The following is a 16230-nucleotide window of genomic DNA, read 5'->3' as shown; positions in this document are numbered from 1 at the left end:
CCGCCTCCGCCTGGTGTCTCCACCTGCGGATGAGTACATGAATAAAAACTTGAATAAAATGTTGATAATGAGCCTTATATAGGTTTTATAAGAAAACCTTGCTTCTCTGCGAATGCAACTCTTGCCTGATGTTGGAGCTATAAGCGAATTAAGTAGCTTTGCTGCGCAAGAAAAGCTTGCCTTGTAAGGGTAGAAACTTCCATTGAGTGAATCAAGCCTCCTGTGGAAGACTTAAAAAACTAGAGTATTATTACGTACAAGGTATTCTTTCACATAAACGAGTTAAACATGTGTATTTTTTGGGAGAGGTGAAGCGACGTTTGGAGCACCGCATCAAGCGGATTTTTCATCTACTGTCAAACACTTTATATAAATTATGATTAAGCTAAATGTCTCACAAATAGATTCAAAAGAAGATCCAGTAATTGAGTGTTATAATGATATTACAAGAATACCACTCAATATTAACTTGAATAACCAAATATTGCCTCAACATACAACTACCTATGATAATATAGATGAAGGAAACTTTATAGAATTTCGCTTTAATGAGGTGGGGAAGCTATATGAAATCACAGTCATAGCATTAAATAATGACTCTGTGTTAGAAACGGATAGAATAAATGTACAAAAAGTCGATAATAGTTTATACGATTTCTTTCATTCTGAAAAACATGCTCGGAAAAGAAGTACCATGAAAGTACAAATACTAAAAGCATCAGAATCTATATGTGTTACTTTAGGAGCAAGCGAGTACATAAGGTATTATAAGGCAGCAGATCATCTTTATATTGGTGTAGATAACGCGGGTGTATTTAGGTCATTTTTTTTGGATCAGTTGAGTAAAGAAAATGTAAACGATATATTTGGCGAACTCATATAACCCAAGCCAGAAGTAATTAAAAGCTACTTTTCAAAGACATATCAAAGGACATTTTTTAAATTTAAGACCAAGAGAACCGTCAAAAGGTTTTTATATATAGTAAAGCACCTAAGATCAAAGCGAAGGACATTACTTTGTAGTCCATGTTTTTCAAAAAACCATTGGAACAACATCAGCAGGAAGAAAACCAAAACACTCAAGGCAACTTATCTTGATAGCAAAAGAAACCTTTTAAATGCTATGAGCGATATTATCTTTAATTTTTTTATAGCGCCTGGTATTTTAGATAAAGATAAAAAAAATCTCAGCATATCTGGTCTGGATATTCTTGGTTTAAAAAGCATGGCTTATGGAAAGATGAGTATTTTTTTTAAAGATCAAGGTGAAAAAATAGTTTTGGAACCAGGAATAATTGATTATTTGATAGAGTTTAAAAATGTCATCAAAGAAATAGACTCAGGAAACAATGAAACTTTTTCCGTGTCTTCTGACTATTACAGCAATAGTTTAGAATACTTGCATGACCCAAAGAATGATAAATTTATAATTTATGAGGTAAATGATGGAGCATTCGAAATTACTACAGAATATAAAGCTTTTAGAAAAGCTTTTCTTAAGTTTTATCAAAAAGCTTTAGAAAAGCTTGTCTTGCAGTATCCAGAATTAAGGGATAATAAAGCTTTCATTGAATTAAAAAAAGGCTAGCGAATAAGCATCCACTTATCTTAAGTATGATTAAAAAAATAAGTGTTTTTTTTGTTTTGGTTATAGGGTGTAGTAATTGTAGTTTGACAGGCTATAAATTTCAATATTTATGCCTTGGAAATGGGGAGGTAATCACCAAAATTTACAATGACAGACTTACAGACTATTTTGTTTATGGTCGCTACAATAAGCAAAGTTTACCAGCTTCTTACATAAGCGTTTCTTATTCAGGCAGGGGAGGTTATGTTGTATATGCTGGTTTTGAAAATGGTTCTTGTGTATTGTACCATATTGGTGGTGGGATATTTAATGTCCATAAGCCAAACGATAAACTGAAGCTTAATGACTCGTTATATAATGAAGGCAAACAGAGAATACAAGAAAAATCAAAGGCTAGTAAAAATTGTGAGTTTATATTAATAGCAGACTACAGCCATGCAGACATAACCAAACAAAACTGTCAGTGTAAATAAATACCAAGCCGACGCAAGCTCCTGGGCTTGTGAAACATCGAGGTTAATGTGCACCATCCAGCAGCAACAAGGAATTAGGATGGGTAAACTTGCACCTTTTACTCCACAATATTCATCAGTGCTTGCTCCATCAATGCTTTCTCTGAATACACCATAGTAGAAGCAATGCTACGATGACGCAATTGTTTTTGAATGATTTCTATGCTATTGCCATGGGCATACATGAGCTGGGCGCAAGTGTGGCGCAGCGAATGTAGGGTAACTTTACGGCGTTGGGCTTGTTGAACAGCCTTGGACAAACCCATGCGTTCCAGCGAAGCCCTAAACTCTTTTTCTGCTTTGGCGTAGCTCATTTCAAACAATAAATCATTGATAGTAAGAGGTTTAATCTTTAAATACTTGTGCACACAGGCTTGAGCGCGCTTAAAAAAACGGCAAGGCTCTTTGGTGCTAAGTCCTTTGCCCAACACCCACAATACGTCATTACCAAAATCTAAATCATTTACCTTAAGGCTCAACACTTCTTTGATGCGCAACCCACAAAATGCCATCAACGACCACATTGCCCGGTAGGTAGGAGAGGGGCTTACTTCAGAACTTAACAGCAACTCCCTTTCTTGCTCGTTGAGTGGGTCTTTATAATAGCGTTGGGTGCTCAACTTGGCGCGTTTGATCCGCTGAATGCGCCCCAGGTCTTTGTAATCATCATCGTTTATGTTGTATTCGTGGCTGTGGTCTTGCAGGTATGCTGCCACATTTTTGATGCAAGTGAGGTACAAGGCTCTGGTGTGTGCCGCCAGGTCTTTGTACTGGCAATGCTCCAGGTAAGCTCTGGTGGCTACATAGCTAAACATGAGCCCACGATCGTCTAAGAATTCAAAAAATAAATTGAGCACCGCAATGTAGGTATCTTCGCTGCCAGGCGATACTCCTGCTTCGCTGATATAGTGGAGAATAATCTGGTGGGCAGCTGCTTTGCGCTTGGTGGGGTCGGGTACCACTTGCTGAATATTTTGCTTGAGACAAAATTTCAAGAACTTTTTGGTGTAAGACAGGCGAGGACCTGTAATTCCCAATTTTGCAACAAAATTATCAAAACTGATTTGATGGATGAGTTGTTTGGTTTCTATCAAATACTGGCAATATTGGCGGGCGTGGGTTTCGTAGCGTCGTTGGTTTTTACCAAATGCTTTGAACGAGTCTTTGTAGACATTCATTAACTGGGTCAAATGATATATCCAGTTTTTTTCGGGCATTGCTTGAGCTGGTAGTTGCTCACCGTAAGCACTTTCAGGCAGAGACTCACTCATAAGACTTATTTTGGGTGGTTTAAATAATTCAATGGAGGGGCTAAATTCGGGAATATTTTTACACAAATCAAATAAATATAAATTTAATTTGAGTGTAAAAAATCTTAGAATCCATCCTTTAAAGATTAAATTGTAGCCAACACTAAAAATAAACCAATATTATAGAGCCAAAAAATCACCTCTAAGCCTCTATTTTTTTGTCCTTTGAAGCTTTGCATGATCTTCTGGCTTCTGCCCTTCTTATTAAAGAAAGAAAATAGCCACGAATGAACTAAAACAAAGGTAATTAATAAAAATACTGCTGCTCCTATGCCAAACTCAGCCTTCGTAGAAACAAATGACAGGAAAAAAAGAAAAAGCCTGACCAAATAAAAAAATAATGTCAGTAGCATGAACCCGGCCGCATGGTTAATTAAACTTTCCTGGTCTTCATCTTTAATCATCTGATTAAAGCGGTAATACTTATAAAAAATAAACTCTACTATTCTCATTTATACACAGTTAGTCAACTAAAACCCTCCTGACGCGCCTTTGTAACGCGTGGTTCCAAAATATTGAATTAGTACAGGGCTCAACTCATAACTTCCTCTATAACCAAATAAAAAAGGCTGGCATCAATCACGTCGCCCTAGAAACCAATCACGAATATTAAAGGGAGGACGTTTAGCGAGTAAACCAGCTTTACGAAAATCAAATACTTGAATCATACGACCTTTTTTTTCATATTGCCCGTTTACAATATCTCCTGCTAAATAGCCAATCATCACTAAGATAATTGAAGATGCAAGAGGCCAATAAGAAAGATTTAAAAAAAATAAAATTATACTAATCAGTATGCTATAAAACGTGAATCTAACCCTAAAAGCATTCCGTAAATAATGCCCATGCTCATCTAGTAGATGATTTCGTATTGGTCTTAAATTAGCACGGTATGAGCTTTGAAGTCGGTTTTGGTTAGATATATTTATATCATCTACAAACTCAATCATTGGATTCTCATCAAGAAAAGATTCAATTTCTTCCAAATACTTTAATATATTGGCTTTATATTTCTGGCATTCAGCGCAATCATTAGAATGAATCTCTACTTTCCTAGCTACGTCCAATATGATGTCAAGAGATAATGAGTACCTCAATGCGTTATCAAATAACCTTCGTTCTGAAATTCTTAGGAACTTTTCTTCGATGGTAACCAACCAGAGTGTTTTTTCCATAAATGCAACTATGATATCAATGTCAAGATGGATATGCAATGGCAAATATTACAAATTTGGTCATTAACCTTATAACGCAAGTGAATGAATCAAGCTGTATGTTTTATGTGAAATAGTTTGGTTAATCCAAGTTGAATTATTCTTGCTTTAAATAATTTAGCTTATGGCTTAGAAAAGCCCTTATTTCAGGAAAGTTTGAATAATATTTCGATGAAACCTGCTTTACTACTTTTCCATCTTTTTTAAGATATAATATGTCAAAAACACCATCTCTTGGCTTGGCTAGGCAGGCATTGAAACCATCTAAATCACTAAATGAATACTTGACGTGAGTTCTCAGTAAAAAATGTCTGAAAGAAATACTATCATCAGATATAAAGATGATATTTAAGTTTTTTAACATTTGAAAACTAACAACAACATTTGCTACCAACATCACCATCATATAAAACTCTTGTGGTACGCCTCCCATGCTCTCAGGAGTTGGGTTTTCAATAAAAATTCCAACAATTACCACCAAAGAGCCTATAAATAAAAGTGGCATTGCACCTGCATCTCCTAATAATTTAAACCTTGATCTCATTTAGCTTTGCTTTATCTTTTAACAGCCTTCCTGGCGCTCATTTTAATGCGTGTCTTTTTTTCTACGGGTGTTTGTAACGTGGTTCCAAAGTAAACAACCCAATGGTTATAAATCTTAAAATCGCTTTTGAGAGGAAGAACTGGGTACTTTCTTAGCCAAACTCAGACAGTATGTAGATAAAGGCATAACCATCTACACAAGTAAATATAAATGCTACTACTCCTAAAAAGATTTTCTTACGCTTAGTATGGTAATGATACTTTTCAATAATCTTTTTATATCTATTACTTTTTACAAAGTATTTTTCGTGTAAAAAACCGCTTAATATTGCTGATGCCAATAAGCCTATTATAAAGTGAAAAAGGTAAAGCTTCAAAATAGGTTCAAGCAAACCAGTAGCCATGAGCATCATCAATAATAAAGATTGAGTCACACCCACCAGGTTTATAGAAAGAATTGTTGAAGCCAGGAACTCCTGTTTCTCCCCTAACATGCTATCTTTACCTGCCATACAATGACAACAAAAAAACAAGTAATCATATACTGCTTTCATTTTCAACACTATTACCCTCTGTGGGATAACTATTTAAAAGAGCTGGATTAATCAGTCTCCCTTACCACCCTAAAACCAAGAACTGGCTCGGTCTCATATGTAAATGCTTGCATTCTATAAAAAACAGAACAAACTCTTGGGGCATCCCTCCAAGAGCCTCCACGAACAACTTTAAGCGCTCCAAACCTCTTATCAACCACCTTATTCACAGGGTTTCGTTTTGCGCTTCTTTCATAATAATCATCATCGAACCAATCTTGACACCATTCACCTACATTTCCACTCATATCATGAATGCCCAGCTCATTACCTTTTTTTAACCCTACTTCGCTTTGCTGGTCATTATCCCCTCCTACGTATACAGCCGTTTTATCATACCAGGAGACTTCATCTGCATTGTTGCTACCCGCAAACAAGTAACCTCGGCTTTTGGCCCCGCCCCGGGCTGCATATTCCCATTCCGCTTCGGTAGGCAAGCGATATTTCTTTTTTGTTGTTTTGCTTAGCCAGGCACAATAAGCTTTTGCTCCATCAAATGAAACTCTAGTAACTGGATACCTTTCTGCACCCTTTATTACATAAAAACGCTTATTTGAGTATTTAATGCTTGAATGCTTATGTTTGATATTGATGAGACTATCTAAAAACCAAGTGCATTCTCCGTTATTAAGAAAAAGGACAAAATCTTGGTTAGTAATTTCAAATTTACTGATATAATAGTTGTCAAGTAAAACTTTGTGGGTAGGCTTGGCATCGGGCGCAAAGCGTGGACTTCCCATGTTAAATGCCCCTCCCTTTACAAAAATCATTTCTGGAGTACGAAAATCACTTTTCTGAGCGTAGACAAAACCTGTGGTTCCCAAAAATACCAAAAGCATTGAACACACTATTTGAAAAAATAAGATCAGGTATTTTTTTGTAGCCATCTAATTATAAATATTTTAATTTTTATTAATGCAAAGTTTAGGTTTATAATAACCAAGGTAGATTGGGCGTGGAGACGCTACCCGATGTGAGGAAGAATACCATAAATTGGTCGTCACGACAATCATAACCATTAGAAGAAGTAAACCAAAAGCGTAATGAAATAACGCCTGTCGCAACTTATTCTTAGAGAGGAATAGTTCTACTGCTTCCTTTTGCGGTTTCGTCATCTCACCGAAAATTAAAAATATTCAGGTAGAAAAAAATGAAAACGAAGTAAATCTTCGCTTGATTTACCACAAATTGAAGGCCAGTGGCACCAAGAGTGGTGTCAGAGTCAGAAATAAGGGAGACTAAAATATCACCCTAACGCTGTCATTAAAATGCCCCTTTTGCCTGAGTTTTCATCGTTTGCAATAACTCTTTGATTCGCTGCATTTCTTGTTTAATAATATGTGCCTCTTTGAATGTGGGTTTAAGCACTTCATCTATAGCGGTGTTGCCCAGCTTATATTGGGCATTGTGCGCGTCTTCGAGCTGTTGCCAATAAAAGTCTAGCTTATTGTAGGCTTTTTCTTTGCCTGGCAGGTTTTTTTTTGCTTCCAATATAGCGTCAAAGTCGTGGTTGAGGTGCGAACAAATTTCCTGTAAAACAGATCGTAATGTGGTGAGTTGCTTCCCTTTGAGGTAGTTGCCCAAATTTGTGATAGATGATACAATGGAATGATTTAGGGCAACCAGGTCATAAAACAAGTCGTACCTGCCTCGCTTAGACTTGGGGTCTTGAGTATAGCGCTGGAGGTTTGCATTCAAGACACTGCTTGCTATATAGGCCGATTTTCGCTTTAAGCGATAACTTGTATCGCTGGGCTTGTCTGAAAAGTGAGAAAATAATATTTCTTTTAAAAAAGATTGATTGGCCTTGGCTGCATTTGTTATATTTCTCTCAAAAGATTGGCACTCCCAGAAGGGCAACACAAAATAAGCCACCGCAATTGAAATAAGCGCACCAATGACGGTGTCTATAAAACGGAAAGCGATGATGGTATGCAGATGACTATCCAGCAAGGCAAATGAAAAAATAATACACAAGGTAATTGCCAGGGAGGCCAGGGTATAATTGCGCACCAAAAGCGAAAAGGAAAACAACATACCAAGCGCAGCCAATGCCACAAAAAATACAATGGAAGTGGATACCTGGAGTAATAATAAGGCTAAAGCTGCCCCTATTGCCGTACCCACTACACGCTTGAGAGCCCTTTGCATAGTGACACCATAACTTAGCCGAAGGATGAGCAAGGTGGTAAGCATAATCCAATAAGCTTTTTCTATGTCCAACAGAGCGCCTAGCAGATAAGCCAGGACAAAGCCAAAAGCCATCCGAACGGCTTGCCTAAACACGGGCGAGTTTATATTTACGTGGGGCATCAACTGACGTAAATGGTAGGATTCTTTTTTATAAAACAACCCTTGTTGGTTTTCTGAGAGGGCAAGCTCTTTTATAGATTCAGGGGCATTTATATACGCTACAATGCCCGTAAGATGCTTTATTTGTAGCTTATAATGATCAAGCAAGTGGTGCATTGTTAAAACGCCTTCCCGCGCTTGTGGCAGGTCTACAGTTTTAAAAAAACGTTGTATGGTTTCTTCTACTTCATCAAAATCAATTTGAATTTTACTAATGTGAGAAACATTGGCGCTTCTTAGCTCTTTGGTGATGAGGAACAACTGATGATATATTTGCTCTGCTATATTGATAAAGGGGGCAAGCGTGGCTTCATCGGTAGTGGGTAGTGCCTTTATTTTGGCCAGATTTAACGGGGTGGCTACGGCCAATTCCATAAAATCGATCAATTGTTTTAAAAGAAACATTTGTCGATTTCTTTTACTTGAAGGCTTGGTAATGGTACGATCTGATAATATCAATACCCCCAGGTTTCCTTGTTTTTCAATAATGTTGATTTGTAAACCCAGCAGGTTTTGGTTGACCTCCTCCTTGGCGTCGCTTCGTTTTGCCGCGATTATGCCCTGCTTTAGATAACCGGCAGTAAGCTTTGCCAATTCGCCTAGCTGTTCGTTAATTTGTCGGTTTTTTGTCAGCAAATGGTATATCCAAGACGCTGTTGTGTAAAATATTCCACCACAAAAAATAGTCAGCGCATACACCAACAATTCTTTGCCTTGGTGGTCTCCCACAAAACCCAAAGAAATGGCAAGGGCACCCACAAAGGCAAATATTTCTGCCCGATTTCCGAATGCCGAAAGCATATACAAAACAAAGGTGGAAAGTGGGATGAATACCAGCATGAGCACCAACGAAAACTGTAATAGGTTGATGACAGTGATAAGCAAGGCACTTAAAATTGTACTAAGCACCATGGCCCAGCTTCGGTTGGTGGCCTTGCCTGGCATATCGTTAAACGATGTCAATAAAATACCAATGCAATTGCCTAATATATAATGTTGATATTCTGCCATGTAGAGTAGGCAACTAGTGGCCAACATTAAGAAAGTCATGGCTAAAGACCGCAAAAAATCGTGGCTTCTAAAGTACCGTGATATGGAGTTGATCTTGTAAGAATTAAAATCGTTTAGAGGGTTTCGCATGGGTGTTTATAAGTACTTATTTTTAAATATGTAGCGCTTTGCACAATAATAGAGGAAAGACAAAAGCCCAACGCTTCTCATATTTGCAAATATAACAATTAATTAGAAATAAGCGCTGTCTTTACCCATCAATAAGTTTTCAATGCATTGAAAAAATCAAGCTTTTCTTATCTTTATCAAACCAGCATAATTTTTAGGTGTTTTGGTCAAACAAATCACCTCTTTAGCTGCTTCCAGTGGCTGAGGTCTTGCTTAAAGCTTGTAGCACCTTTGAACATGTCTGTCATGTCTGTTACTTTATTTACATCCCATTGATCCAGTGGTTGGTTAAAAGAGGTCGCACCAGAAAACATTCCTCTCATACTGGTTACCTGGCTGGTGTTCCAGCCATTTAGCGGTTGGTTAAAAGAGGTCGCACCAGAAAACATCCCTGACATATTGGTTACTTGACTGGTATTCCATTGATCAAGCGGTTGGTTAAAAGATCGTGCATCAATAAATACCCCTCTCATATTCGTCACCTTACTGGTATTCCATTGATCAAGCGGCTGGTTAAAAGAGGTGGCACCAGAAAACATCCCTGACATACTCGTTACTTTACTAATGCTCCAGCTTCCAACGGGTTGGTTAAAAGAGGTGGCACCAGAAAACATCTCTGACATACTCGTTACTTTACTAGTGCTCCAGCTTCCAATGGGTTGGTTAAAAAATTTTGCCCTAGCAAACATCCAAGTCATATCTGTTACTTGACTGGTGTTCCATTGATCAAGCGGTTGGTTAAAAGATCGTGCACCAGAAAACATTCCTCTCATATCCGTTGCTTTACTAGTGCTCCAGCTTCCAATGGGTTGGTTAAAAAATTTTGCCCTAGCAAACACCCAAGCCATATCTGTTACTTGACTGGTGTTCCATTGATCAAGCGGTTGGTTAAAAGAAGTTGCTGTGTGAAACAGGGACTTCATACCTGTTACCTGGCTAGTATTCCAGTCATTCAATGGTTGGTTAAAAGAGGAGGCTAGACAAAACATCCCTGTGATGTTGGTTACTTGGCTGGTATTCCACTGATCAAGTGGTTGATTAAAGGAGGTGGCACCAGAAAACATCCAGGCCATATTCGTTACTTGGCTGGTATTCCACTGATCAAGTGGTTGATTAAAGGAGGTGGCATAAACGAACATTGCATTCAGACTAGTTACCTTACTCACATCCCAATGCCCAATTTTTCCATTAAACCAGGTACAATGGGCAAACATCCTAGTCAACGATTTTACCCGGCTTAGGTCGGGAGCATCGGTAGCTACGCAATTCATATGCCTACAGTCCTCAAATGCGCTTTCCATCGAGGTCCAGGCAATGTTGCCCCATTGTGTGATGGCAAGTAGCTTGAGTTGATCGCCTTGATGGGAAAAGCGAATGTATTGCAAGCCTCCTGTAATGCTCACTTGGTATTTGCCCGCCTTGGGCAAGGTAAGCGTGGTGGTATCTTTGCCTATTGCCTTGCCTTGGTTTTGGGGATGCCCCACTTCTTGCCACACTATTTGGTAGTTGCCCTTGGCGGGGATGGTGATTTGATTAGGTTGAGAAATGCCTTGGTTGTCAGTTTGCCAAATAGTAATGAATTGTGCCTGAGCCATAACACTGACAAGCAGTAGGCTCAACAATAGAAAGGTAGTTTTTGGTAGATTTTGCATGTTATTCATGAGGCGCTTGAAAATAAAAGTAATGATTAAAAACCTGGGGCAACTTCATCTGCCTTTGGGCGAAAAAGCCAAGCTTTTCTCAACCTTGATTCCACCATTTCCAACGGTTGAGGTTTTGTTTGAAGCAGACAGCACATTTGAACAAGTCGTCTGTTGCTTTATTTACATTCTATTCGCCCTTGTCGCTTGAAGCTTCGCCCTTGTAGAGACTATCAAATATAAGGGCTTTTTCGGGATAATAGGGAGGGAAAGGCAAAAGCTTAAATTTTCTCCTATTTGCAAATATAATGATTTATCAAAAATGAGCATTGCCTTTACCCTTTAATGAGTTTTTAAGATTTGAAAAAAAACAAGTTTTAATCTTCACTCGTATTTTCCCAGAGGCTATAGTTTTCCAGGAAGCCGGTAGCGCCTTTGAACATACCCAACCTCTTTGTTACTTTGCTTACATTCCATTGATCAAGTGTATGGGTAAAAAATGTTGCCCCTGCAAACATATAGCTCATATTCGTTACTTGGCTAGTATCCCAGCCATTCAGTGGTTGGTTAAAAAATAACGCCCAATAAAACATGTGGCTCATATTCGTTACTTGGCTGGTGTTCCAGTTATTCAATGGTTGGTCAAACGCCGCTGCCCTATCAAACATGTGGCTCATATTCTTTACCCGGCTGGTGTTCCAGTTGTTCAATGGTTGATTAAAAGCGACTGAGCAATAAAACATGTGGCTCATATCTGTTACCCGACTGGTGTTCCAGTTATTCAATGGTTGGTTAAAAGTCACTGCTCCAAAAAACATTGCTCCCATGTTTGTTACCCGGCTGGTATTCCAGCTACCCAACGGTTGGTTGAAAACCTTTGCCCAATGAAACATTCCACCCATATTTGTTACCTGGCTGGTGTTCCAGCCCTCAAGTGGTTGATTAAAAGCCACTGCCGCAGAAAACATCGCTCCCATATTTGTTACCTGGCTGGTGTTCCAGCCCTCAAGTGGTTGATTGAAAGCCGCTGCCGCAGAAAACATTCTACTCATGTTTGTTACCCGGCTGATATTCCACCGACCAAGCGGTTGGTTGAAAGCCACTGCCGCCAAAAACATTGCTCCCATATTCGTTACTTGACCAGTATTCCATTGGTCAAGCGGTTGATTGAACGCTCTTGCATACTCAAACATATTTGCCATATCAGTTACCTGGCTGGTGTTCCAGTGCCCAATTTTTCCATTAAACCGGGTACAATAGGCAAACATGCTTGCCAACGACTTTACCCGACTCAGGTCGGGGGCATCGGTGGCAGGGCAACCCATATTATTACAGCCCTTGAAGGCGCTCTCCATAGACTTCCAGGCAATGTCGCCCCACTGCTCTATGCTGAGTAGCTTAAGTTTATCGCCTTGGTTGGCAAAGCGAATTTGTTGTAAGCCTCCTGTAATGCTCACTTTGTATTTACCTGCCTTGGGTAAGGTGAGCGTGGTGGCATCTTTGCCCGTGGTTTTGCCTTGGTTTTGAGGCTTGCCTACCTCCTGCCAGGCGATTTGGTAATGCCCCCTGGCAGGAATGGTAATTTGGTTAGGTTGAGAAATGCCTTGGTTGTCGGTTTGCCAAATAGTGACAAACTGCGCTTGGCCTATAACACTGGCAAGCAGCAAGGGCAAAAGTAGAAGGGTGATTTTTTGTAGATTTTTCATGTCGTTTATTACAAGTTTTTAAAAAAAAATTATACAAAAGACATAGCGATTGAAAGGCTGTTTGTAAATTTTTATTAATGTAGTAGCAAGCATTAAAAACAGATGCATATCAATGTTATTGGGCATAATTCATGACAAACTAATGAAGCATGGCCATTGGCTGTATTTGGTCTTGTTCGCGGCTGATAACACCTTTGAGCATAAAGCACATATTTACTACCTTTACTTAACATTTTGCCAATGAATTGGCTGAAAGTTGTAGCATACAAATATATAACAAAATTTGTGTAACATCTACCCATGCCAGAAAGTAAGCAAAGAACACTTTGTGTAAGCCACCCCCAAAAGCATTGATGAATACAAGTCTTCGCGCTTATTTATGAATGCAAAGCCAGGCAATAGCTAAAGCTTGTTCAGCCATTTGGCCAGAAGCCTCCAGACTCCTTTTTATCTATAAGTTTTAAGTGCCCTTGCAGAACACATAAAACAACGTGGGGGAAATAGTTTGGAGGTAATTATTAGTTTTATAATAAAACATTATGATAAGTAATATATTAGCATTACTTAGACACTTCTTAGAAAATGCCCGACAAAACTATGCCCCAGGCAAGACACAAGGTAGATAAAGCACATAAGTCTACTTTATACATCCACAACCCTGTATGTTTTATTGTCTCAATTAGATAAGTTGGTCCCATACCTTATTTTTGATCAACCGCCTGACTGACAGCTATATAAAAAAACCAATAGTCAGCTCCCTTTGATCAACAACCAATCACTTTTATGAAAATATGGCATGAATTATTCCGGTAAATTTATTGAGCTTTTGAGATCGTCTGACGCGTTAAATGTGAGGCTTGCCCTGGAAATTGCCAAGGGGGCAAAAGACGATGAGTACGCGCAAATTGTCGCTGATTATTTAGCGTTATACAACTTCTTTTTTGGCACAAATATCCACCATATAGAAGCAAAACATATTGTAGATTTGAACCAGCCCAGCCTTAATTTAAGTTATAGGCGAATTAGTAATATCCCTGCCCAAATAAAATACCTGGAGGCATTGGTACTGCTAGACCTGGACGGAAATAATCTTGAAGCATTGCCACAAGAGTTGGGCAATTGCTATAGCCTGCGCAAACTATGGGCAAATAAAAACCAGTTAAACACTATTCCAGAAGGCATAGGCGACCTTACAGCACTGGAGGAGCTGTGGTTGTGGCACAATTTGCTGGCAGAGCTACCCAAAGAAATTGCCAACTTACAAAACCTGCGCTTGCTCAACCTCGAGAATAACTTGTTACTTGCTTTGCCCGCAAGCCTGGGGCAATTAGGTAAACTACAAAAGTTGAGTTTGGGCTACAATTACTTGACATGCTTGCCTCAGGAAGTGGGCAATATCACAAGCTTGAAGCAAATAAACCTAAGTTATAACCAACTAGTGCACTTGCCCAAAGAAATCGGCTTGTTACAAAACTTAGAAGGGCTTTTTCTCTCCCATAATCGCCTTACCACTTTGCCCAAAGAAATAAGAGCGCTTAAAAAACTCAAGCACTTAAATTTAACTGGCAATGCAGTCCCCAGGCAAGAGCAACGTAAAATAGCCCAATGGTTGCCCAATTGCTACATTACCTTCTGATGGTACTTGATTTCTTGTGAGCATCTACTCTAAATACCAGGAAAACCAACAAGCATGGTTTTATTAGCCATAAGTTTGAATATCAGATATAGACAATTTGTTGGAAAACGAAAGACTGCTCTATCATGTGGGGCAGTCTTTTTTACCCAAGCAGTTGACTAAGCAATGTTTCAATGCCTTGTTAATCAAAATCACTAAAATACATAAAACCTTTAGGCAATAGGTGGTCTTGCGTAATAAAACTCCTAAACATGTGCAAAGCAGATCACTTCTATTGCCTTTTTTATGGTTTACACAACACCTGCCTGTTTCTGTCTTCCTTTTGCCCCACTTGTGTCCGCTTCCTGTCTACAAATATTTTGCATCAACCACTAAATTAATTCTACATTTACTCAACAAGTATAATTCAATAAACCATCTCGCCGTTCAATCACATCTTAGTAGATGTGGTTTTACGGCTTTTTTTCCAGGCATCAAACAAGTGAATTCGGGTAAAATCGATGCTATATTGAATTTTTATGCGTTGCGCTACCCAAATAAACTATTTTAAGATAAGCAATATGTTAGCGAAGCACCCAGGCTTTGGCTTTAGTCATTGAGGTGCCATTCGTGAGATAGATCGATTGCTTTTACTCTCTTTGAACATTGTTTGAAGAGAGTTTTATTCTTTGTTGGATGCTGCGAGGGTCAAGCCCCCTCCAAAAACAATGAGTTGAACCAACCAACTTGAAAGCTGGGCTTGCCTTATCACTGATTGACTTGGTTGTACTGGAAAATCTTGAATTGTTCATTCAATGATCACCTAATTGTAAAATACACTATAGATAACGCTGAAACCATGAGTAAAAAAGTAAGAATTTTATCGCTTGACGGAGGGGGAACCCGAGGGGTGATTCCGGCGACCATATTGGTATACGTTGAGGAGCAATTAAAGAAAAAAAGTGGCAACCCCAATACCAAATTGGCAGATTACTTTGATTTTGTCGCAGGTACCAGCACTGGAGGCATGCTTGCTTGTTTTTATTTAGCACCTGGGTTTTCTGATGATCAAGACAAAACATCTACTGCCAAGTTTGAAGCAACCCAAGCGCTTGATTTTTATGTACAAAGAGGTAATGACATTTTCAATAAATCGCGAAAAAACAATTGGCTTGGATTACGATCTTTGATAGACGCAACAAAATTTAGCCCCATAATGCTTGACAATGTATTGCTAGAGGTGTTTGGTAATACCAGGATGACTGAGTTAATTCGTCCTTGCCTGGTGACCACCTATAATATGAAAACAACCTCTCCTTTTTTCTTTAATAGCCACGAAGATACAGATAAACAGCGAGATTTTTATGTACGAGATGTAGCAAGGTCCACTTCGGCTGCTCCTACCTATTTTCCACCTGCCCAGATCAATAACCTAATTACTGGCGAAGAAATGTTTAACATAGACGGAGGGTTATTTGCCCACGACCCAACTATGATGGCTTATGTAGAGTGTCGCAAGACAAAATTCCCACAAAAGGAGCACCCCACAGCCAAAGATATGCTTATTCTTTCGCTGGGAACTGGAGCAAGCGATATCCAGCTAAATCAACTGGATAAAAGCAATAAGTGGTGGTTGGGTAAGTGGGCAACCTATTTGCCACAAATTGTAATAGATGGTGCTTTTGATACCATTACTACCCAAATGCGTTGGTTATTTGATACCCTTGAGGGTGATCAAAAAAATTACCTGAGGGTGGATGTACCTGAAGAAAACCCAGGCAGTTTTTCTCCTGACTTGGCAGATGCTTCTCCCGAAAATATCAACAAATTGCAAGAAGTGGCACAAGCTACTTTGGAACATCATCGTAACTCATTGGATGAGTTCATTAATCACCTCATGGCTTAACACATCAATGATTATTCTTCATCGGCTTGCTAATGGTAAGCAGGCTGGTGGGTTTTTATGATTTTTGGATGG

At 39.0% G+C, this 16230-nt stretch carries 15 protein-coding genes; 6 read left to right on the top strand and 9 right to left on the bottom strand.

Annotation, left to right across the window (positions count from 1 at the left end; translation table 11 throughout):
• The first annotated feature begins 376 nt into the window (after window positions 1–376).
• The 3 genes from M23134_RS27735 (at window position 377) to M23134_RS27725 (ending at window position 2061) form a co-directional block, all read left to right on the top strand.
• Entirely contained in the window at window positions 377–883 is a 507-nt protein-coding gene (locus M23134_RS27735; RefSeq protein ID WP_002701966.1) for a hypothetical protein, read from the top strand.
• Between the two features lie 240 nt (window positions 884–1123).
• On the top strand, window positions 1124–1588 hold the full coding sequence (locus tag M23134_RS27730) for a hypothetical protein (RefSeq protein WP_002701964.1): 465 nt from the start codon (window positions 1124–1126) through the stop codon (window positions 1586–1588).
• 26 nt (window positions 1589–1614) lie between these two features.
• Window positions 1615–2061: a hypothetical protein gene (locus tag M23134_RS27725; RefSeq protein WP_002701962.1), complete on the top strand. Its 447-nt coding sequence runs from the start codon at window positions 1615–1617 to the stop codon at window positions 2059–2061.
• A 98-nt stretch (window positions 2062–2159) separates the two neighbouring features.
• Here M23134_RS27725 and M23134_RS27720 read toward each other — a convergent pair whose 3' ends face one another.
• From M23134_RS27720 to M23134_RS39030, 8 genes are all read right to left on the bottom strand, one after another.
• Window positions 2160–3371, bottom strand: a complete 1212-nt coding sequence (locus tag M23134_RS27720) for a tyrosine-type recombinase/integrase (protein WP_045114470.1) — start codon at window positions 3369–3371, stop codon at window positions 2160–2162.
• Window positions 3372–3496: 125 nt separating this feature from the next.
• Window positions 3497–3862 (bottom strand): hypothetical protein, encoded by a 366-nt coding sequence (locus tag M23134_RS27715; protein ID WP_002701958.1) that lies wholly within the window; start codon window positions 3860–3862, stop codon window positions 3497–3499.
• Window positions 3863–3985: 123 nt separating this feature from the next.
• Window positions 3986–4585 carry a hypothetical protein gene (locus M23134_RS27710; RefSeq protein ID WP_002701956.1) on the bottom strand — a complete coding sequence of 200 codons (600 nt, stop codon included), beginning with the start codon at window positions 4583–4585 and terminating at the stop codon, window positions 3986–3988.
• A gap of 136 nt (window positions 4586–4721) precedes the next feature.
• Entirely contained in the window at window positions 4722–5168 is a 447-nt protein-coding gene (locus tag M23134_RS27705; protein WP_002701954.1) for a hypothetical protein, read from the bottom strand.
• Window positions 5169–5319: 151 nt separating this feature from the next.
• A complete protein-coding gene (locus M23134_RS27700; protein WP_045114468.1) occupies window positions 5320–5721 on the bottom strand; it encodes a hypothetical protein in 402 nt (133 codons plus the stop codon).
• Between the two features lie 47 nt (window positions 5722–5768).
• Window positions 5769–6647 (bottom strand): formylglycine-generating enzyme family protein, encoded by an 879-nt coding sequence (locus M23134_RS27695; protein WP_002701950.1) that lies wholly within the window; start codon window positions 6645–6647, stop codon window positions 5769–5771.
• A 376-nt stretch (window positions 6648–7023) separates the two neighbouring features.
• Window positions 7024–9123 (bottom strand): FUSC family protein, encoded by a 2100-nt coding sequence (locus M23134_RS27690; RefSeq protein WP_002701947.1) that lies wholly within the window; start codon window positions 9121–9123, stop codon window positions 7024–7026.
• 344 nt (window positions 9124–9467) lie between these two features.
• Complete coding sequence (locus M23134_RS39030; protein WP_053337402.1) at window positions 9468–10943, bottom strand: BspA family leucine-rich repeat surface protein; 1476 nt, start codon at window positions 10941–10943, stop codon at window positions 9468–9470.
• Window positions 10944–10974: 31 nt separating this feature from the next.
• Between M23134_RS39030 and M23134_RS27680 the strand changes: the two genes are divergently transcribed.
• Window positions 10975–11142, top strand: a complete 168-nt coding sequence (locus M23134_RS27680) for a hypothetical protein (protein WP_157558681.1) — start codon at window positions 10975–10977, stop codon at window positions 11140–11142.
• Window positions 11143–11308: 166 nt separating this feature from the next.
• On the opposite strand, the gene M23134_RS27675 is transcribed toward M23134_RS27680, so the two are convergent.
• Window positions 11309–12637, bottom strand: a complete 1329-nt coding sequence (locus tag M23134_RS27675; RefSeq protein ID WP_002701941.1) for a BspA family leucine-rich repeat surface protein — start codon at window positions 12635–12637, stop codon at window positions 11309–11311.
• An 826-nt stretch (window positions 12638–13463) separates the two neighbouring features.
• Here M23134_RS27675 and M23134_RS27670 point away from each other — a divergent pair.
• On the top strand, window positions 13464–14273 hold the full coding sequence (locus tag M23134_RS27670) for a leucine-rich repeat domain-containing protein (RefSeq protein ID WP_157558680.1): 810 nt from the start codon (window positions 13464–13466) through the stop codon (window positions 14271–14273).
• A gap of 838 nt (window positions 14274–15111) precedes the next feature.
• On the top strand, window positions 15112–16158 hold the full coding sequence (locus M23134_RS27665) for a patatin-like phospholipase family protein (protein WP_002701932.1): 1047 nt from the start codon (window positions 15112–15114) through the stop codon (window positions 16156–16158).
• Window positions 16159–16230: the final 72 nt, after the last annotated feature.

The organism is Microscilla marina ATCC 23134, assembly GCF_000169175.1.
GTDB classification, from domain to species: domain Bacteria; phylum Bacteroidota; class Bacteroidia; order Cytophagales; family Microscillaceae; genus Microscilla; species Microscilla marina.
Note: the sequence above shows the minus strand (reverse complement) of the source record. Positions and strands in the feature narration are given on the sequence as shown.